At 65.8% G+C, this 18,905-nt stretch carries 19 protein-coding genes; 9 read left to right on the top strand and 10 right to left on the bottom strand.

Annotated elements, in window-relative coordinates; translation table 11 throughout:
* Window positions 1–34: 34 nt before the first annotated feature.
* Window positions 35–1,072 carry a ubiquinone anaerobic biosynthesis protein UbiU gene (gene ubiU / locus AC3RCJ_RS11490; RefSeq protein WP_492960040.1) on the bottom strand — a complete coding sequence of 346 codons (1,038 nt, stop codon included), beginning with the start codon at window positions 1,070–1,072 and terminating at the stop codon, window positions 35–37.
* A 162-nt stretch (window positions 1,073–1,234) separates the two neighbouring features.
* On the opposite strand from ubiU, the gene AC3RCJ_RS11485 reads away from it, so the two are divergent.
* The 7 genes from AC3RCJ_RS11485 (at window position 1,235) to AC3RCJ_RS11455 (ending at window position 10,257) form a co-directional block, all read left to right on the top strand.
* Window positions 1,235–1,651 (top strand): hypothetical protein, encoded by a 417-nt coding sequence (locus AC3RCJ_RS11485; protein WP_492960038.1) that lies wholly within the window; start codon window positions 1,235–1,237, stop codon window positions 1,649–1,651.
* Between the two features lie 118 nt (window positions 1,652–1,769).
* Window positions 1,770–3,518 (top strand): ribonucleoside triphosphate reductase, encoded by a 1,749-nt coding sequence (locus AC3RCJ_RS11480; RefSeq protein ID WP_492960036.1) that lies wholly within the window; start codon window positions 1,770–1,772, stop codon window positions 3,516–3,518.
* Window positions 3,515–3,712: an anaerobic ribonucleoside-triphosphate reductase gene (gene nrdD, locus AC3RCJ_RS11475; RefSeq protein ID WP_492960034.1), complete on the top strand. Its 198-nt coding sequence runs from the start codon at window positions 3,515–3,517 to the stop codon at window positions 3,710–3,712. The genes AC3RCJ_RS11480 and nrdD overlap by 4 nt, the downstream gene beginning before the upstream one ends.
* The gene (locus tag AC3RCJ_RS11470) at window positions 3,705–4,409 is read left to right on the top strand and encodes an anaerobic ribonucleoside-triphosphate reductase activating protein (protein WP_492960032.1); all 705 of its coding nucleotides are present in this window, start codon (window positions 3,705–3,707) and stop codon (window positions 4,407–4,409) included. The genes nrdD and AC3RCJ_RS11470 overlap by 8 nt, the downstream gene beginning before the upstream one ends.
* Before the next feature lie 148 nt (window positions 4,410–4,557).
* A complete protein-coding gene (locus AC3RCJ_RS11465) occupies window positions 4,558–8,613 on the top strand; it encodes a Pls/PosA family non-ribosomal peptide synthetase (RefSeq protein WP_492960030.1) in 4,056 nt (1,351 codons plus the stop codon).
* 9 nt (window positions 8,614–8,622) lie between these two features.
* Window positions 8,623–9,150, top strand: coding sequence for a 4'-phosphopantetheinyl transferase family protein (locus AC3RCJ_RS11460; RefSeq protein WP_492960028.1), 528 nt, complete (start codon window positions 8,623–8,625; stop codon window positions 9,148–9,150).
* A gap of 198 nt (window positions 9,151–9,348) precedes the next feature.
* Complete coding sequence (locus tag AC3RCJ_RS11455) at window positions 9,349–10,257, top strand: LysR family transcriptional regulator (RefSeq protein WP_492960026.1); 909 nt, start codon at window positions 9,349–9,351, stop codon at window positions 10,255–10,257.
* Here AC3RCJ_RS11455 and AC3RCJ_RS11450 read toward each other — a convergent pair.
* A complete protein-coding gene (locus AC3RCJ_RS11450; protein WP_492960024.1) occupies window positions 10,254–10,931 on the bottom strand; it encodes a phosphoribosylanthranilate isomerase in 678 nt (225 codons plus the stop codon). The genes AC3RCJ_RS11455 and AC3RCJ_RS11450 overlap by 4 nt on opposite strands.
* A 126-nt stretch (window positions 10,932–11,057) precedes the next feature.
* On the opposite strand from AC3RCJ_RS11450, the gene AC3RCJ_RS11445 reads away from it, so the two are divergent.
* Both AC3RCJ_RS11445 and AC3RCJ_RS11440 read left to right on the top strand, forming a co-directional pair.
* Complete coding sequence (locus AC3RCJ_RS11445; RefSeq protein WP_070218305.1) at window positions 11,058–11,285, top strand: hypothetical protein; 228 nt, start codon at window positions 11,058–11,060, stop codon at window positions 11,283–11,285.
* Window positions 11,286–11,362: 77 nt separating this feature from the next.
* Window positions 11,363–11,767, top strand: coding sequence for a hypothetical protein (locus AC3RCJ_RS11440; RefSeq protein WP_492960022.1), 405 nt, complete (start codon window positions 11,363–11,365; stop codon window positions 11,765–11,767).
* Window positions 11,768–11,856: 89 nt separating this feature from the next.
* Here the strand turns inward: AC3RCJ_RS11440 and AC3RCJ_RS11435 are convergent, their stop codons facing one another.
* From AC3RCJ_RS11435 to AC3RCJ_RS11400, 8 genes are all read right to left on the bottom strand, one after another.
* Window positions 11,857–12,891, bottom strand: coding sequence for an RNA methyltransferase (locus tag AC3RCJ_RS11435; RefSeq protein WP_492960020.1), 1,035 nt, complete (start codon window positions 12,889–12,891; stop codon window positions 11,857–11,859).
* Window positions 12,892–12,955: 64 nt separating this feature from the next.
* Window positions 12,956–13,297: a zinc ribbon domain-containing protein YjdM gene (locus AC3RCJ_RS11430; protein ID WP_092712606.1), complete on the bottom strand. Its 342-nt coding sequence runs from the start codon at window positions 13,295–13,297 to the stop codon at window positions 12,956–12,958.
* Window positions 13,298–13,388: 91 nt separating this feature from the next.
* The gene (dmeF, locus tag AC3RCJ_RS11425) at window positions 13,389–14,354 is read right to left on the bottom strand and encodes a CDF family Co(II)/Ni(II) efflux transporter DmeF (protein ID WP_492960018.1); all 966 of its coding nucleotides are present in this window, start codon (window positions 14,352–14,354) and stop codon (window positions 13,389–13,391) included.
* Between the two features lie 10 nt (window positions 14,355–14,364).
* Window positions 14,365–14,640: a metal/formaldehyde-sensitive transcriptional repressor gene (locus AC3RCJ_RS11420; RefSeq protein ID WP_070311924.1), complete on the bottom strand. Its 276-nt coding sequence runs from the start codon at window positions 14,638–14,640 to the stop codon at window positions 14,365–14,367.
* 119 nt (window positions 14,641–14,759) lie between these two features.
* Window positions 14,760–15,581: a TlpA family protein disulfide reductase gene (locus AC3RCJ_RS11415; protein ID WP_492960016.1), complete on the bottom strand. Its 822-nt coding sequence runs from the start codon at window positions 15,579–15,581 to the stop codon at window positions 14,760–14,762.
* A 70-nt stretch (window positions 15,582–15,651) separates the two neighbouring features.
* Entirely contained in the window at window positions 15,652–16,209 is a 558-nt protein-coding gene (locus tag AC3RCJ_RS11410) for a DUF2325 domain-containing protein (protein ID WP_492960247.1), read from the bottom strand.
* 274 nt (window positions 16,210–16,483) lie between these two features.
* Window positions 16,484–17,089, bottom strand: coding sequence for a hypothetical protein (locus AC3RCJ_RS11405; protein ID WP_492960014.1), 606 nt, complete (start codon window positions 17,087–17,089; stop codon window positions 16,484–16,486).
* A gap of 124 nt (window positions 17,090–17,213) precedes the next feature.
* Window positions 17,214–18,800, bottom strand: a complete 1,587-nt coding sequence (locus tag AC3RCJ_RS11400) for a methyl-accepting chemotaxis protein (protein WP_492960012.1) — start codon at window positions 18,798–18,800, stop codon at window positions 17,214–17,216.
* Window positions 18,801–18,905: the final 105 nt, after the last annotated feature.

The raw sequence follows: 18,905 nt of genomic DNA, 5'->3' as shown, positions 1-18,905 counted from the left end.
GCAGGCCGCGCCCCGGGACGCGCAGTAGGTCTTGCTATTTCCAGGAGCGGTGATACGCGCCCAAGGTGTGCTGCTGGCCTTCGGCCAGCTTGTCCATGGCCGCCATCCAGCCCGGCTTGACGGCGTAGCGCGCATTGCCTTCGCGGCAGGCGTCGATCGCTTCGCGCCACACGCGCGTCACCTGCGCCACGTAGGCAGGGCTGCGCTGGCGGCCTTCGATTTTGACGGCGCGCACGCCCATGGCGATCAGTTGCGGCAGCAGCGCCAGCGTGTTCAGGCTGGCCGGCTCCTCGATGGCGTAGTACTCCTCGTCGTTGACCTCGAAGCGTCCCTTGCACAGGGTCGGGTAACTGGCGTTTTCGCCGGGCGCATAGCGGTCGATCAGCACGCCGTTCAGGCGCGACTCGAGGCCGTTCGGCGTCTCGAGCCAGCGCACGGACTTGGCCGGCGAGCACACGCCGTGCGTGTTCGGCGCCTCGCCCGTCGCATACGAGGACAGCGCGCAGCGCCCTTCGACCATCACGCACAGGCTGCCAAAGCCGAAGACCTCGATCTCGACGTCGGTCTTGCTGATCAATTGCTCGACCTGCGCCATCGACAGCACGCGCGGCAGCACGGCGCGGGCGATGCCGAAGTGCTCGCGATAGAAATTGATGGCTTCATAATTGGTGGCCGAGCCCTGCACGGACAGGTGCAGGCGCAGCTGCGGCTGGTGCTGGGCCGCGTAGGCCATCAGGCCCGGATCGGCGACGATCATGGCGTCGATGCCGGCTTGCGCGGCGCGGTCGATGGCGCTGCGCCACACGGCCCAGTTATGCGGCTGCGGATAGGTATTCAGCGCCAGCAGCACCTTGCGTCCATATTGATGGGCATAGCGCACGCCCTCGGCGATGGCCTTCTCGTCGAAATTGAGGCCGGCGAAATTGCGCGCATTGGTGGCGTCGCGAAAACCCAGGTACACGGTGTCGGCGCCATTGTCGACGGCGGCCTTCAGGGCCGGCAGGCTGCCGGCGGGACAGACCAGCTCCAGCGGTCCGGCCGCATGGGTGGCGATGCTTGCTTCTAGCTTCATGATGTTCACAATCCTGTGGCGGCTCAGGGTCGAGACTATAGCCCCGCCCATGCCACCCAGTCCTTGATGCAGGTGAAGGAATGCTTGCATGGCTGGCGCGCGTTCAACTTGCTTGACCTGGCTGTAGAATGCCCCCCTTTTCTCCCTCTTCGATTGCCCGCCATGACCCGCAAACCGCTGCTGATTTTCCTGCTCACCCTGTTCCTCACCGCGCTGCAGGTGCAGTGGGCCGGACCGGCCGACGGCCATGACGCGGGGACCGTCTCCTTGCTGTCGCCGGAAGTGCTGGGCGCGTATCCGGGCGTGCTGCTGCTGTTCCTGCTGGCCGTGTTCGCGCGCCGCCACATGCCCCTGCTGCGCCAGGCCGCCATCTGCACGGGCCTGCTGGCCGTCTACTGGCTGCTGGCGAACTACGTCACCTTCGACGCGCGCGTGGCCAGCTGGAGCACCTATACGCCACTGGAAATCTGGACCCACGTGCTGCCCGCCTCCGTCGCCAGCATCGCCGCCTGCGGCGCCGCGTTCTTTTGCGCGAGCTGGCTGATCCTGCGCGAAACGCGCTGGAACAAAAGCGGCTGAGGTGGTTTTTTCACCTGGATCAAGGATACGCGAATCGCTTGCACGCCACCTTTGACTGCACTACATTTAGTGGATAACCTTCATAAAAACACCGCATGTTGTGTTTATTGGAGGTTTCATGACGACGAATGCAGTTTCCCCCACACGCGGCCAGGTCGATGTCGCCGCGTCCATCAATGAATACCTGGAGCGGCGCGACTGGCGCGTCAACGCCAACGCCAACCAGGGATATTCGCTGGGCGGCCTGATACTCAACGTGTCGGGCAAGGTCATCGCCAACTACTGGCTGGACCAGGTGTATCCGCCGGAGGTGGGCGCGGCGCACCGCGAAGCGGCGCTGCACATCCACGACCTCGACATGCTGGCCGGCTACTGCGCCGGCTGGTCGCTGCGCACCCTGCTGCATGAAGGCTTGAACGGCGTGCCGGGCAAGATCGAATCAGGTCCGCCCAAGCACATGTCGAGCGCCATCGGCCAGATCGTCAATTTCCTCGGCACCCTGCAGAACGAGTGGGCCGGCGCGCAGGCCTTCAGTTCCTTCGACACCTACATGGCGCCCTACATCCGCAAGGACGGCCTGCGCTACGAAGACGTGCGCCAGTACATGCAGGAGCTGATCTTCAACCTCAACGTGCCATCGCGCTGGGGCACGCAGACGCCGTTTACCAACCTCACCTTCGACTGGGTCTGCCCGGACGACCTGCGCGGGCAGATTCCCGTCATCGCCGGCCAGGAGATGGACTTCAGCTATGGCGAGCTGCAGGCGGAGATGGACATGATCAACCGCGCCTACATCGAAATCATGATGGCGGGCGACGCCAAGGGCCGCGTCTTTACCTTCCCCATCCCCACCTATAACATCACCGGGGATTTCGACTGGCATAGCGAAAACGCGGAACGCCTGTTCGAAATGACGGCGCGCTACGGCCTGCCCTACTTCCAGAATTTCATCAATTCGGAACTCAAGCCGAACATGATACGCTCCATGTGCTGCCGCTTGCAGCTGGATTTGCGCGAACTGCTGAAAAGGGGCAATGGCCTGTTCGGTTCCGCCGAGCAGACGGGTTCCCTGGGCGTGGTGACCATCAACTGCGCGCGCCTGGGCCACCTGTGGCGCGGCGACGAGCCAGCCTTGATGGCGGACCTGGACCGCCTGCTGGAACTGGGCAAGGTCAGCCTGGAAATCAAGCGCCGCACCATCGAGGAACTGATGCAGCAAGGCCTGTTCCCGTACACGAAGCGCTACCTGGGCACCCTGCGCAATCACTTTTCCACCCTGGGCGTGAACGGCATCAACGAGATGATCCGCAATTTCAGCGGCGACGCTTACGACATCACGACGCCCGAAGGCCATGCGCTGGCCGTGCGCCTGCTCGACCACGTGCGCGAGCGCATGGTGCAATTCCAGGAAGAGACGGGCCATATGTACAACCTGGAAGCGACGCCGGCCGAAGGCACGACGTACCGCTTCGCCCGCGAAGACCGCAAGCGCTATCCGTCCATCCTGCAGGCCGGCACGCCGGACAACCCGTATTACACGAACTCGTCGCAGCTGCCCGTGGGCCACACGGACGATCCGTTCGAGGCACTGGAATTGCAGGATGCGCTGCAGCGCAAGTACACGGGCGGCACGGTGCTGCACCTGTACATGACGGAAGCGCTGTCGGACGCCAACGCCTGCCGCGAACTGGTGAAACGCGCCCTGAGCCGCTTTTCCCTGCCCTACATCACCGTCACGCCCACGTTTTCCATCTGCCCGCGCCACGGCTACCTGGCCGGCAAACATGAATTCTGTCCCACCTGCGACGCGGAGCTGATCGCCCGCAAGCAGGCCCACATTGCTCCATCACTTGAGGAAACGCCATGAACGCACGTCCCGACTTCACCCCCGCCATCACCCTGCTCGACAGCGAACGCCAGCGCTGCGAAATCTGGACGCGCGTGATGGGCTACCACCGCCCCGTCGCCTCGTTCAACATCGGCAAGCAGGGCGAATTCCACGAGCGCCAGTATTTTACGCAAGCGAGCGCCCGGGTAGGCCAGCCCGCCTGCCATGGCTGAGTTGAAAGTGGGCGGCCTGACGCCCTTTTCCGCCACCGACTATCCCGGCAAGCTGGCGGCCGTGGTCTTCGTGCAGGGCTGCCCCTGGCGCTGCGGCTATTGCCACAATCCGCACCTGCAGCCGCGCACGCAGGAGGGCGCCATGCCGTGGCAGGACGTCCTGACCTGGCTGCGGCGCCGCGCGGGCCTGGTCGACGCCGTCGTCTTCAGCGGCGGCGAAGCGTGCATGGACCCGGCGCTGGCGCGCGCCATGCAGGACGTCCGGGCGCTGGGTTTCGGCATCGGCCTGCATACGGCCTGCATCTATCCGCAGCGCCTGCAGGAAGTGCTGCCCCTCGTCGACTGGGTCGGCTTCGACATCAAGGCGCCGTTTGCCGACTATCGTCATGTGACCCGCGTGGCCGGCAGCGGCGACCCGGCGCGCGCCTGCCTGGACGCCATCCTGGCCAGCGGCGTCGCCTACGAATGCCGCACCACGACCCATCCTGACCTGCTGCCAGACGAACAGCTGCTGGCCCTGGCCGCCACCCTGGCCGCCAAAGGCGTCGACAACTACGTGTTGCAGCAGTTCCGCGCCGAAGGCTGCGCGGACGCGGCGCTGTCCGGCCGCCCCCTGCACGGCTATCCGGCGGCGGCTACTTTGGCGCAAATCGGCGCCATGTTTCCCCGTTTTACATTCCGTAATCATGGCAGTTGATCCTGCAGCCACATAATTATTGAAAGTCCCACAAAATTCCCCGTTCTGCAACGCTGAAATGTCTGGCGTGCTGTAAGGTATCAACTGTGCCGCGCACCATGCGCAGCCCGTCAGATTCCTCACACAGCATTACAGATAAGCGTCATCCATGAACGATTTCACCGCAGCCAGTCCAGGCATCCCTTCCACCCACGCCGACATCCTGTACGGCCCGCCGCGACCGGATCTGCTGCGCGAGGAAGTGCTGGCCGACCTGCTCGAAGCGACGGCGCGCCGCTGCCCGCAGCACATCGCCCTGATCGACGGCGCGCGCCGCATCAGCTATGCCGAACTCGATGCGCAGGCTGGCCTGGCCGCGTCGCGCCTGGTGGCGGCCGGCGTCAAGCCCGGCGACATCGTCGGACTGTGGCTGCCGCGCGGCGCCCCTCTGCTGCTGATGCAGGCGGCCATCGCCAAGGCGGGCGCCGCCTGGCTGCCCGTCGATGAAGACACGCCCGTCGAACGCCTGCAAGTGTGCCTCGATGACGCCAATGGCGCTGGCGTCGTCAGCTGCGCGCAGTTCGCGCCGCGCCTGGAGCAGGCTGGCGTCCAGCGTCCCGTGTGGACGGCGGAAAGCCTGCTGGCACCCGCCGCGCCGGGCGAACTGCTGCCCGCGCGCGGCGCCGTGCTGCCAGAACACCCGGCGTACGTCATCTACACGTCCGGCTCGACGGGCAAGCCAAAAGGCATATTGATCAATCAGCGCAGCATCTGCCACTTCCTGCGCAGCGAAAACGCCGTGCTGGAAGTGACGCAAGACGACACCGTCTACCAGGGCTTTTCCGTCGCCTTCGACATGTCGTTCGAGGAAATCTGGATCGCCTACCTGGTGGGCGCCACCCTGTGGCTGGGACCGAAGGAGATCTCGGGCGATCCGGAAGCCTTGCCGCGCGCGCTGGCCGACAACAAGGTCACCGTTCTCCACGCCGTGCCGACCCTGCTGGCCCTGTTCGCGGAAGAAGTGCCCAGTTTGCGTTTGATCAACCTGGGTGGCGAGATGTGCCCCGAATCCCTCGTCGAGCGCTGGTCGCGCCCGGGCCGCGCCATGTTCAACACCTATGGCCCGACGGAAGCGACCGTCTCGTGCAGCCTGGCGCGCCTGCAGCCCGGCGTGCCCGTCACCATCGGCACGCCGCTGCCCAACTATGGTTTGCTGGTGCTGCAGGTGGCCGAGCCGGGCGAGAACCGTCCCTTGACATTGCTGGCGCGCGGCGAAACGGGAGAATTGTGCATCATCGGCCCCGGCCTGGCCGAAGGCTACCTGGGCCGGCCCGACCTGACGGTGGAAAAATTCCTGCCCAACCCTTGGGCGACCAGCGACGATGACGCGCGCCTGTACCGCACGGGCGACCTGGCCCGCATCGATGCGGGCGGCCAGGTGCTGTGCCTGGGCCGCGCCGACGACCAGGTCAAGATACGCGGCTTCCGCGTGGAGCTGGGCGAAATCGAAGCCGTGCTGGCGCAGCAGCCGGGCGTGGGCACGGTGGCCGTCCTGCTGCGCAAGGATGACGGCATCGACCAGCTGGTCGCGTATATCGTCGGCAGCGACGAGGCGTCCGACGAGGCGCTGGCGGCAAAAACCCTGCGCGCAGCCCTGAACCTGCACTTGCCGCCATATATGGTGCCGGGCCGTTTTGAATTGCTGCCGCTGATGCCGCGCCTCACCTCGGGCAAGATCGACAGGAAGGCCTTGAAAGCCATGCCGCTCTCGACGCCGCCGGCCGGCGAGGCGGGTGTATCGGACGTGCCGGAAACGCCGGCCGAAGCGGCGCTGTTCGCGGCGCTGGCCAAGCTGTTCCCGGGCCAGGCCATCCTGCGCCAGCTGGATTTCTTCAGCGACCTCGGTGGCCACTCCTTCCTGGCCGCCCGCCTGGCATCCGCCCTGCGCGCCGATCCGGCCTACGCCCACATGACGGTGCGCGACATCTACCAGAACCGGCAGATCGGCAAGATCGCCGCCGTGCTGGGTGAAGCGCCCGCGCTGGCCACGCCGGAAGCGCCATGGACGCCGCCGTCCGCCCTGAAGCGCTGGATCTGCGGCGCGGCCCAGGCGGCGGCCGTGCCGGGCCTCGTCACCCTGCGCATGGCGCAGTGGATGGCGCCCTTCTTCACCTACCACTTCTTCACGGGCGACACGGGCGACACCGTACCGCGCGCCATCGCCGCCTCGATCGGCGTGTTCTTGCTCGCCACCCTGGCCGAATTTGCCATTGCGATTGCCGGCAAGTGGCTGATCGCCGGGCGCCTGAAGCCGGGCAGCTATCCGCTCTGGGGGCTGACATACTACCGCTGGTGGCTGGCCGACCGCCTGGTCGAATCGGCGCCCGCGTATCTGCTCAGCGGCTCGTCCCTGAACAGCTGGTGGCTGCGCGCGCTGGGCGCGAAAGTGGGCAAGGAAGTGGTCATCGGCTCGATGACCCTGCGCGCGCCAGACCTGCTGTCCATCGGCGACAACGTCAGCGTGGGCAATGCCGTCAACTTTGAAAACGCCCGCGTGGAACGGGGCCGTCTGCTGCTGGGCCAGATCAGCATCGGCGACGATGCCTGCATCAGCTCTTACGCGATTTTGGAAGGCAATACCAAAGTAGGCGCCTTCGGCCACCTGGAGGGACAATCGGCGCTGGCCGATGGCGCTTCGGTGCCCGCCGGCAGGGTCTGGACTGGCTCGCCCGCGCGCGATGTCAAAGCGTTTGATCCTTCCAGCCAGCCGCCGCGCCCCGCCGTCTCGCGCCTGCGCCTGACGGGCGAAACCCTGTTCTTCTGCTTTGGCATGGTCCTGATCGCCGTGCTGTTCTTCATGCCCGTCTTCCCCAGCTTCGTGCTGATCGACTGGTTCGACGAGCGCGAAATGATGCCGTGGCTGCAGGGGCGCGACGTGACGACACAGCTGGCCCGTTACTTCCTGCTGGCCTTCCCCGCCAGCGCCGTGCTGATCGTGCTGACCGCCCTGCTGTCGGCCGCCATCCGCTGGGGCGCGCTGCCCCGCCTGAAACCGGGCAGCTCGCCCGTGCACAGCAATATCTATTGCGCCAAGTGGCTGGTCAGCCATATCCAGGAATCGAGCCTGAACGTCCTGCACGGCATCTACGCCACCGTCTACGCGCCATACTGGTACCGTCTGCTGGGCGCCAAGGTGGGCAAGGGCGCCGAGATTTCCACGGCGCTGGGCGTGGTGCCCGACATGCTGACCCTGGGCGACGACACCTTCATCGCCGACGCCGTCATGCTGGGCGACGAGCAGATCGACGGCGGCTGGATGACCATGCGCCCCACTATCATCTCGCACCGCAGCTTTGTCGGCAACGGCAGCTATATCCCGGACGGCACCGTGCTGCCCGAGCACGTGCTGATCGGCGTGCACACGCACGCGCCGCGCAATGAGCAGATGCACAGCGGCGACACCTGGCTGGGCTCCCCGCCCATGCACCTGCCCGCGCGCGAACAGGTCAGCGGCTTTGCCGAGCACCTGACCTTCAAGCCATCCATGCTGCGCCGCCTGGGCCGCAGCCTGATCGAAGCCTTCCGCATCGTCGCGCCGCACGCGGTGGTGATCGCCGTCGGCTATACGCTGGTGCTGGACGTGATGCCGATCGCGGGCGCCGGGCGCTGGGGCGAAGTGGTGGGCGACCTGGCCATTGCCGGCATCGCCTACGGCATCGGCAATTTTTTGGTGGTGGTGCTGTTCAAGTGGCTGCTGCTGGGACGCTACCGCAAGCACGCGGCGCCCATGTGGACGCCATTCGTGTGGATTTCGGAAGGCGTGACGAACCTGTATGAAGGCATCGCCGTGCCCAACTTCATGCGCTACCTGCGCGGCACGCCGTGGCTGCCGCTGGCTTTCCGCCTGTTCGGCTGCAAGATCGGCCGCGGCGTCTACATGGACACGACGGACATCACGGAATTCGACTGCGTGCACATCGGCGACTACAGCGAATTGAACGCCCTCACCTGCCCGCAGACGCATCTGTTCGAAGACCGCGTGATGAAGATCGACCACGTGGAGATCGGCCAGCGCGTCTACATGGGGCCGCGCAGCTCCGTGCTGTACAGCGCCAGGGTGGGCGACAATGCGCGCCTGGGACCGCTGACCCTGGTGATGAAGGGCGAGCACATCCCCGCCGGCAGCAACTGGGCCGGCTGCCCGGCCGCGCCTTTGCGTAGCTGATCGCAGCTGATGGATGCCACCGTGCTGTGGGCGGGCGACGGCGTGCTGGTGATCGGCATTGCCGCCGTGCTGCCGCGCTTGGAGGCCCGCTTGCGCATCCGCGCCGCCGTGCGGGCAGCGGCGGCGCAGTGGCTGAAGATGGATATCGAATCGATTTCGGTGGAATCGACGCCGGGCACCCCTCCCCGCTTGCTGCTGGCCGGCCGCGCGGCAAGTTTGTCATTCACGCATGACGAAGGCATGTCGCTGGCCGCCGTCCATCTGCATGGCGCTGTCGGCATCGACGTGATGCGCGTGCAGGACATTGCCGACTGGTTCGATCTGGCGCGCGACTACCTGGGGCCGCAGGCAGCCGCAGAACTGGCCGCCTTGCCCTATGCGCAGCGCCCCTTGGCCCTGGCGCAGGCGTGGACGACGCGCGAGGCGGCGCTCAAGTGCGCGGGGCTGCCGCTGGCGGAGTGGAATGGGGCCGCACCGGCCTGCCGCCTGAAAACGCTGGCGTTGCAGGCACCGTATGTGGCGACGCTGGCATATTAGTCCTCCTTGCCCTCGGCCGCGCCGCCGATCTGGACGAAAATCAGTTTTACGATAATACTGACAAGTACTCCCAGCACCCCGAGCAATTCCAGCATGGTCTTTCCTTTGCAGTGACAGCAGACCAATGCACTGTAGCGTGCATGCGGAGTCCAGGCTAATATCAAATCAGGCAGTCACCAATCTCGAAAAGGCATACGATTGATTTCCATCAGACAGTTCCGCTATTTTGTCGAAGTCGTCGATGCGGGCAGCTATTCGCGCGCGGCGGAAAAGCTGTACATCGCGCAATCGGCGCTGAGCCGGCAGATCAAGGAGCTCGAGGGCGAGGTGCAGGCCCTGCTGCTCACGCGCGACGCGCGCCATATCGAACTCACGCCGGCCGGACAGGTCTTTTATGATCGGGCCAAACGCATCCTGGAAGACATCGATGAAACCGTGCGCCAGACGCGCCACGTGGGACAAGGCGCACAAGGCATCATCCGCCTGCTGCATTCAAGCTCCGTCACCCTCACGCCCGCCATCGGCGCCGTGCTGAACCGGCTGCTGGCGCAGTTTCCCGGTGTTACGCTGGACGTATCGAAGGGTTCGTCGGAAAACCAGGCGTTTGACATCGAGGAAGGCCGCGCCGACCTGGGCCTGGTGCGCCTGCCCACCTTGCGCAAGCACGCCAATATCGTCGTGCGCGAACTGTTTGCGGAAAAGCTGGTGGTGGCCGTGTCGGCCGCCTCGCCGCTGGCCGCGCTGGAGCGCACGACGATTGCCGCCCTGCGCGACGAAGCGTTCGTCTCGATCCCGCACAAGGATCGCGGTGGCCTCAGTTACCTGGTGGCGGGCCTGTGCCTGGCGCAGGGCTTCTTTCCGAAGGCGGCGCGCGCCCTGTCGCGCAAGACCTCGCAGCTGAACCTGATCGAGGCCAATATGGGCATCGCCATCGTCCCCGCCAGCATGCGCCTGGCGGCGCCGCCCGGCGTGCGGTTTGTCGCCCTGCCGGACGAGGAATCGCATTCCGTCGTCGGCCTGATCTCGCCGCGCGCGGCGGGCGGCATGGTGGCCGCGTTTACGGAAGCGTTCGTGCGCGAGATGAACACATTGACAATAACGGATTAACCTTCGGCGTACAGCGCCGCATCCACGTCGCGCACGGCCGCCATCAGCAAGGCCAGCTTCATGACATCGAGCTTGCCGTCCGTGCGCACGCGCGAGCACAGGTCGATGCCGTAGGGGCGCACCTGGCGCAGCGCCTCCATCACGTTGTTCGCATCGAGGCCACCGGCCAGGAAGACGGGACGGGGGCTGGCGCGCACGAAGCGCGCGCTGACGGACCAGTCGTGCGTGCGGCCCGTACCGCCCAGTTCCGGAACCAAGGCGCCCGGGCGGCCCGAATCGAGCAAGAAGGCGTGCACATGGGGCGCGTAGGCGGGGATCAGCGCCAACGCCTCGGGGCCTTCCACGTGGATCACCTGCACGCGCCGCACGTGCGGCAGCAGGCGCGCCAGTTCCTGCGCCTCACGCGGGTCGATATGGCCGACGATCTGCACGGTGGACGGCTGCGTGGCGCGCACGTGTTCGGCGATGGCCTGCGCCGTCGTCTCGGACGTCAGCAGGAACGTGGCCACGGGCGGCGGCACCCAGTCGGTAATCTGCGCGATGTGCGCGTCGGGAATCGGGCCGGGGCCGGACGGCATGGCCGCCACCAGGCCCAGCGCGTCGGCGCCGGCGGCAATGGCCAATTGCGCTTCGTCGATGGAAGCGATGCAGCAAATCTTGATACGGGTTCTCATGGCCTTGCGTACTCAATCGGGATGATCAACATTACAACACAGGGCGGCGCGCACGCCAAGACACGCGGTCAAGCCCGCACGCGATTGTGTGCCAGAATGGGGACCTGCCCACTTTCCGAGGAACCCATGGCCGACTACAAGAACCCCAGCTACGTGGCCCGCTCCATGCACCCGCGTTTCGATGAACTGACCTCGCCCGGCGAAGCCGTGCCGTATTCGGGCATCTACCGCTGCGACGGCTGCGCGCACGAGATCGTGTCGACGGAAGGCCACGTCATGCCGCCGCAAAACCACCATCAGCACAGCAGCGAGCAGGGCGCAATCCGCTGGCGCCTGATCGTCAGCCCGCGCTGACCGGCGGCGCGCCGATTGACACGCGCCAGGCGGCGGACGATACTTGCTGCATCCTTTCCTGGCCCTGGAAACCGCGCATGCGCATCGTCGACTTTGAAGTCCGCAAGGAGTGCCCGCCGCAGCTGTGCGACTGCGAACGCGACTGCCTGCTGCACGATCCGCTGGCGGACCTCGCCATCCTGCGCCTGAACCTGACGGAGGAAAAGCGCCTGCTCGCGCATATCGACGGCATCGCCACGTATGCGCAGCTGAAGCAGCTGCAGCGGCGCTTGAAGGCCAACCTCGACGTGGAACTGCAGATCGCGCCGGGCAGCGGCGAAGTGCGCACCGTGCGCGGCTTCCAGATCCGCCTGCTGGAACGGCCCGGCCTGTGCCGCAAGACGCGCGCCGCCATCCCGGCCGCCGTGCGGCGCTGCCTGGCGGCGCATCCCGAGATCGCGTTTGCGATCCTGAATGAAAACGATTTGCTCGGTGGGGTGTGAACCGAGTAGGTCGGATTAGCGGGCACCGCGTAATCCGACACCATTGTTGACGTATGGGCGAATGTCGGATTACGCTTCGCTAATCCGACCTACGCCGTCACGCTGGTACGGATGGGAATGACCTTGCCCTTGGCTTCGCGCGCCCGCAACTGCCCGCAGCCGCCCTCCACGTCCTGCCCGGCCGAATCGCGCAGCTTGGTCAGTACGCCGCGCGCGTGCAGGGCGGCGGCAATGGCGCGCGCCTTGTCCCAGCTGGGGCGCCGGAACGGCAAGTCGTCGATCGTGTTATACGGGATCATGTTGAGCACGGCGTACTTGCCCTGCAATAGCGCGACGATGCCATCCATCTCGTCGTCGCCATCGTTGACGCCTTCCAGCAAGGTCCATTGATACTGCACCGGGTAGCCGGTCAGGCGCGCATACGACTCGCCGAAATCCACCAGTTCACGCGGGGATAATTTGGGCGCGCGCGGCAGCAGCTGTTCGCGCAGCTCGGGCTTGGTGGTGTGCAGCGACAGCGCCAGCGCCGGCTTGACCCGCCCCCGCGGCAGGCGCTCGAAGGCGCGCGGGTCGCCCACGGTGGAAAACACGAGGTTCTTGTGGCCGATATTGCCCTCGGTGCCCAGCAGTTCGATCGCTTCCATCACATTGTTCAAGTTATGCGCCGGTTCGCCCATGCCCATGAAGACGACTTTTTTCACGGGCCGCAGGGTGCGCGCCAGCACCACCTGCGCCACGATCTCGCCGCTGGTGACTTGCCGGATCAAGCCGTCGCGGCCCGTCATGCAGAACTGGCAGCCGACGGCGCAACCAACCTGGCTCGACACGCACAGGCCGTCGCGCGGCAGCAGCACGCTTTCCACCGTCTGACCATCGTGCAGCCCCACCAGCAGGCGCGCGGAACCGTCGGCGCCCGGATGGGTGCTGAGCAGTTTCAGCATGCCCTGCAATTCGAGGTCGAGCGCCGGCAAGGCCTCGCGCACGGGCAGCGGCAAAAAGTCTGCGGCGCGGCGCCGTCCCTGGTCGTGCGGCTGCGCCTGTATCCAGTCGCGCAGCACGCGCTGTTCGTGCAGGGGCTTGGCGCCCAGGGCGCGCAGGCGCTGGCGCAGATGATCGATTTGCATGGATTCCGAATAAAAAAACGGCGCGCAGGAAGGAAGCCGGCGCGCCGTGTTACAGGTAAAAGCCTTACACCTTCTTGACGAACTCGGTTTTGAGGCTCATGGAACCGAAGCCGTCGATCTTGCAGTCGATATCGTGGTCGCTGTCGACCAGGCGGATGTTCTTGACCTTGGTGCCCATCTTGACGACACCGCCGCCGCCCTTCAATTTCAAGTCCTTGATGACGCTGACCGTGTCGCCGTCCTGCAGGATATTGCCGGCCGAATCGCGGTACACCTTGGCGCCCTCTTCCACCGCTTCTGCAGCCGTGGCCGACCATTCATGCGCGCATTCAGGGCAGATCAACTGGCTGCCATCTTCGTACGTGAATTCGGACTTGCATTGCGGGCATGGTGGTAATGTGCTCATTTTCTTCTCTGTCTGGTGAACAGCGCGTGCTGTAAAAGCCGACAGTATACTGCCTACGCCCCGTATCAGCGGGCTTTTTTCGCCATCATTGTCAAGGCCGGCGAATAATCTCGATGGTGCTGTGGACAATTTCCTCGTGTATGCCGATGCGCGCGCGCAGCTGTGCCGCCGTCAGGCCGGCGTCGCGGCTGACGACGGACAAGGCGCACGAATACAGCTGCTTGCCGACTCGCCACACGTGCAGGTCGACGATGCGCGGCGTGTCGCCGGCGTTTTCCACCTCCACGGCTTCGCGGATTTCCGCCACCACCGGGTGGTCCATTTCCCGGTCCAGCAAGACCTTGCCCGTGTCCAGCATCAGCTTTTTTGCCCACAGCGCCACCAGCACGGCGCCAGCAACGCCCATCACGGGATCGAGCCACTGCCAGCCGTAAGCCCACGCGCCGGCCAGCGCCACGATGGCCAGCACGGAGGTGGCGGCGTCGGCCAGCACGTGGATATACGCGGCCTTCATGTTCAGGTCTTCGCCATGGCCATGATGATCGTGATGGTCATGCCCATGGCCATGATGGTGATCGTGATCGTGGTCGTGGTGCCCGCCGAGGACCAGCGCGCACACCAGGTTGACTGCCAGGCCAAAAGCCGCCACCGCCATCGCCTGCGGATAGTGGATGGGCTGCGGCGAGAACAGGCGCTCGACGGAGGCCGCCACCATCAGCACGGCCACGCCCAGCAGCAGGATGGCGCTGGTATAGCCGGCCAGCACCTCGATTTTCCACGTGCCGAAGGCGAAGCGGGGGTCGCGCGCGTAGCGGCGCGCGGCCGCATACGCAAACGCGGCCAGGCCGATGGCCAGCGCGTGCGAGCTCATATGCCAGCCATCGGCCAGCAAGGCCATGGAGTTGTACCACCAGCCGGCGACGATTTCCAGCACCATGGTGGCCAGGGTGATCCACATGACGATGCGCGCGCGGTGTTCCGCCTTGTCGCTGGCGGCGCCAAACACGTGTTCGTGCTGCCAGGCGGAGAGGTCTTCGCTGAGGGAGTGCGTTTTCATGGCGTTCTCCTTATTTGAGGTAGGTGCGCAGGATGCCCGCGATGTCGTCGGCGCCCCTGGCCCGCTCCTCGCCGGAGATATCGGGACTGGCGACATGCTCGCGCAAGTGCTCCTCGATGACCTCGGCCATCAGGCCATTCACGGCGCCGCGCACGGCGGCGATCAGTTGCAGCACCTCGCCGCAGTCGCGGCCCTCTTCCAGCCCCCGCTCCAAACCTTCCACCTGGCCGCGGATGCGTTTGACGCGATTGAGCAGCCTGGTCTTGTTGTGCGCCGTGTGGCCCATGATTCACTCCGATAAATACTATAGGGGGGTATACTATCAGAAAAGAGCCGGCCGGCGGCCAGGCGTAAAAAATGCCGCGCATCGCGAACGATGGCGGCTGCCTGATCAGGGCATGTGCGTCAGGGCGGCGCGATCTTCTGCAGCTTGCTGGCCAGCGAGGCGTCGGACAATTCGCCCAGGTGCGTATCGACCAGGCGCCCCCGCGCATCATAGAACAGGGTGGTGGGCAGGGCCGAGGAGCCGGCCGCCTTGCCCAGCGCCGCCTCGCCGTCGAGCACCACATTGCGCAAGGCCACGCCGCTCCTGCCCAGGAAAGCGTTGGCGGCCGCCGCATCCTCGCGCTGGTTGGCATACACAAACACGATATCGGCGCGTGCCTGCTGCGCGGCGGCCAGCACGGGCATCTCGCGCCGGCATGGCGGGCACCAGCTGGCCCACAGGTTGACCACCATGGGCTTGCCGCCGGCCAGCGCCGCCAGGCTGGTGGACGTGCCGTCCAGCGTCCGCAGCGCCACGGCCGGCAAGGCCGCCGGCTTGTCGTACGCCAGCCCAATGCCTACGCTCAACACGCCCCAGGCCAGCACGCCGCAGGCCACGCTGACAGCCAGCGGCCGGCGCAGGGCCGCCATGGCGGGACGCCGGCAGCGCCACGCGGCCATGGCCAGCGCGGCGGCGATGCCGGCCGACGCCATGAAGCCGCCGTCGCGAATATTGATGATGGACCAGGGAGCGGCCAGATACTGTTCGTGCCAGCGCAGCACGAACGCCAGCCGCGCCGCCAGCAGGCCGGCAATCAGCAGGTCGGAAACGAGGGGCCCGGCGTCCGGCAACTGGCGGTACTTCCGCAGCCACCACGCCGTGCCGTAGGCGACGCACAGGGAAACGAACAACAGGACCAGGCCCGTGGGCAGGGCCAGGGGGCCGATTTGCAGGGACAGCATGGGCGCTCGCTATGACATCGAATGGACGGCCATTGTGGCCCATGCGGATTAAGCGTGCGTTAATCCGGCATCAAAAATCGGCCAGCGCCTCCTTGCGCACGAAATGCATGGCTTGCGGCTGGTCCACCAGCACGCACTGCTTGCCCGTGCGCTTGCAATGGTCGTGCACGCGCCAGTAGGCATCGTGGCTGACGCAACCCGTCTGGCAAATCACCAGGTCGGCCGCCACCAGGTCCGCTTCCAGCGCCGCCGCGTCGTCGGCCCCGCCATCGCCACCCGCATGGTGGAGGAAGCGCCCGCCGGCCTGCTCGACGGCCTGCTGCGCCATATGCGCGCCGTCCGCAGCCTGGCCCGCATCCCGGGTCAAATAGCTGCCCACATACAGCACGGCTTTTTCGCGCACGTCGGCCTGCAAGGCAGGCAAAGGCACGGCGGAAGGCGCCGGCAGCCACTGCAGGCGCAACAATTCGCGCATCAAGTCCTGCACTCTTTCGCTGAGCCACTCGACCTTGCGGGCCAGCCTCGCCCGCGTCGGCAAGCCCGGCACGCTGGCCGCCAGTGCCGCCAGGTCCTCGCGCGCCAGCGCCAGCCGCGTATCGCGGATCACGACCTGCGCCCGCGCGCGCATCAATGCCGACTCCAGCTGCGCGATGCGGGCCGCCTGCGCCGCCAGCTGCGCACTGCAGCGCACCTGCGCGCGGCCATATTCGCCCATCAGCACACGATGCTCATGCGCGATCGCGTCCTCGTTGCCATACACACTGCCCATCATGCCCTCCTTCGCCACCCGTGGCGCCATGGCGCCAGCCCATTGCACCCCCATAGCTCCGAATTATAAATGAGAATCATTATTATTTGTGTATGCACGTGCACGCAGCAGGGATATGCGAAGGCGACCGGCTTCACGCGGCCGGCGGGCAGGACAGCATGCGTTGCCAGACATCGTCCTGCACTTGCCGCACCTGCCGCAGGGCATCGGGGCCGCGATAGATATCCAGCGTGTTCGGCCACGCGATATCGATGAACAACTGCCGTGCCGGATCGAACAGCAGGGACTGCCCCACATAGTTACCCTTGATCTCGCCCTTGTTGACAGTCAGCAGGCGCGCGCCGTTCGCAAGCGCCCGCTCGTCCAGCGCCACGCCGCTGCGCTCGGCCACGTCGCCCAGCCAGCGCTCGCGCCAGCGCGCCTGCTCAGCGAACTGTCCCTGTGGCGGCCGGTCCAGCTTGACGACGGCCGCCACGGGACCGCCTATGCCCGCCTGCAGCGAAAAGCCCATGCGTTCCTGCAGTTCGACCGTGTAGGCCGCCCCCTTGACGTCGATCTGGTAGCGCCCCGCCCCATCCTGTACCAGCAGGTCGGCCTGGTGATAGGCAGGCTGGACACAATTGGCGTACTGATAGGCGAGCACATCAAGGAACGGCGGCGCGGCCGGGCTGGACGCCGCCATGGCGGGCGACAGGCTGGCGCACAGGGCCGCGGCGACTGCACGATGTGTTGTATTCATATTGTTTCCATAGCAGTGAATTGGCGCGCAGGCAAGGCCACGGTGGCATCGACCGGCACGCCACTGTACCGCATGCGGCAGCGTCGCCCGCTGCGCACGTCAGGCAAGGCGGCGGCAAACGGCGTCAGGCGCGCGCCGGCAAGGCAAGCGCATGGGCATCGAGCTTGAACACCCCCACTTCCCGCACCAGGCTGGCCGCCTGCTCTTCCAGGCTGCCGGCAGCAGCGGCCGCCTCTTCGACCAGGGCGGCGTTCTGCTGCGTGACCTCATCCATCTGCGTGATGGCCTGGTTGACCTGCTCGATGCCCAGGCTCTGCTCCTGGCTGGCGGCGGCGATTTCGCTCATCAAGTCGACCACCTGCTTGACGGATGTCACGATCTTCTCCATCGTGGCGCCCGCCTCGTCCACCAGCTTGCTGCCCGCATCGACGCGCCCGACCGAATCGCCGATCATGGCCTTGATTTCACGCGCGGCACCGGCGGAGCGTTGCGCCAGGCTGCGCACTTCGCTGGCCACCACGGCGAAACCGCGTCCCTGCTCGCCCGCCCTGGCCGCCTCGACTGCCGCATTCAGGGCCAGGATATTCGTCTGGAAGGCGATGCCGTCGATCACATCGACAATATCGACGATCTTGCGCGAGCTGGCATTGATGGCGCCCATGGTATCGACCACGCGCTCGACCACCTGTCCGCCTTGCACGGCAAATTCCGACGCCGACACCACCAGCTGATTGGCCTGCCGTGCATTGTCGGCATTCTGCTTTACCGTGCTGGTCAGCTCTTTCATCGCGGATGCCGTTTCCTCCAGCGAACTGGCTTGCGCTTCCGTGCGCGACGACAGGTCGAAATTGCCGGCGGCGATTTCGCGCGAAGCAACGGTAATGCTTTCCGTGCTGATCCGCACCTGCCCCACGGTGCGCGACAGGCTGCCATTCATCGCTTCGAGCGCCTGCAGCAATTGACCGGGTTCGTCGGAAAAACGGTTGTCCACGCGATTGGTCAAGTCGCCGGCCGCCACCATCTGCGCGGCCTTGAGCGCCTCCTGCAAGGGACCGGTAATGCTGCGGGTGATCAGCACAGCGCCCGCGATGCTGACGCCCAGCGATGCCAGCAGCAAACCCGCCAGCAGCACGGTCGCCGAGCGCGCACTGTCGGCCGACTCGGTCTCGAACGCGGCCGAACGCTTGCTGGTCATGTCGACGACGCGGTTGATGGCCGCCAGATGGCTGTCGTAGCTGGCCGCCATGGCCGCCATGGCAGTGGCCACGCCCGCCTTGTCCTGCGCCTGCAGCGCCGGAATGAAACGCGCGAATGCCGTGTCATAGAATGCCACGGCAGGAGCATGCGCCTGCGCCAGCAAGGCATCGGCGATATCGCGGTCGAGACCCTGGGTGCGCCAGAACTGGTGGCGCGTATCGTAGTCGGCCTTCAAGGCCTTCAGGCGTTCGACCAGCTTGTCTTGCGCGCCCCTGTCGTCGGACGCCATCAGCTGGAAGGCGACCAAGTAGGATTCGAGTATGTATTCCGGCGGCGGCAGCACGTCGGCCACCAGGTCCTTGCCCTGCACGATGCGCTGGTACACGGGACCGTTGACCTTCAATTCGTGCAGCACGCGCAGCGACCAGCCGCCATACACGATCAAGCCCAGCGAAAAGATGGCGACCAACAAGGCCAGCCGGCGCGACAGTTTTACTTGGCGAAGTAGCTGCATTTGCGTATCCCCTCGGTAATCCGGACCATGCCTCACTGTCGCTGGCATATGCCGCACTGGCCAGAATGAAATTTCTGTGCGGCATTTGTGGATTATGCAATTTTT

The organism is Janthinobacterium sp. GW822-FHT07H11, from assembly GCF_058798615.1.
The sequence above is the reverse complement of the archived record's forward strand: the minus strand, read 5'-3'. Positions and strand labels throughout refer to the sequence as shown.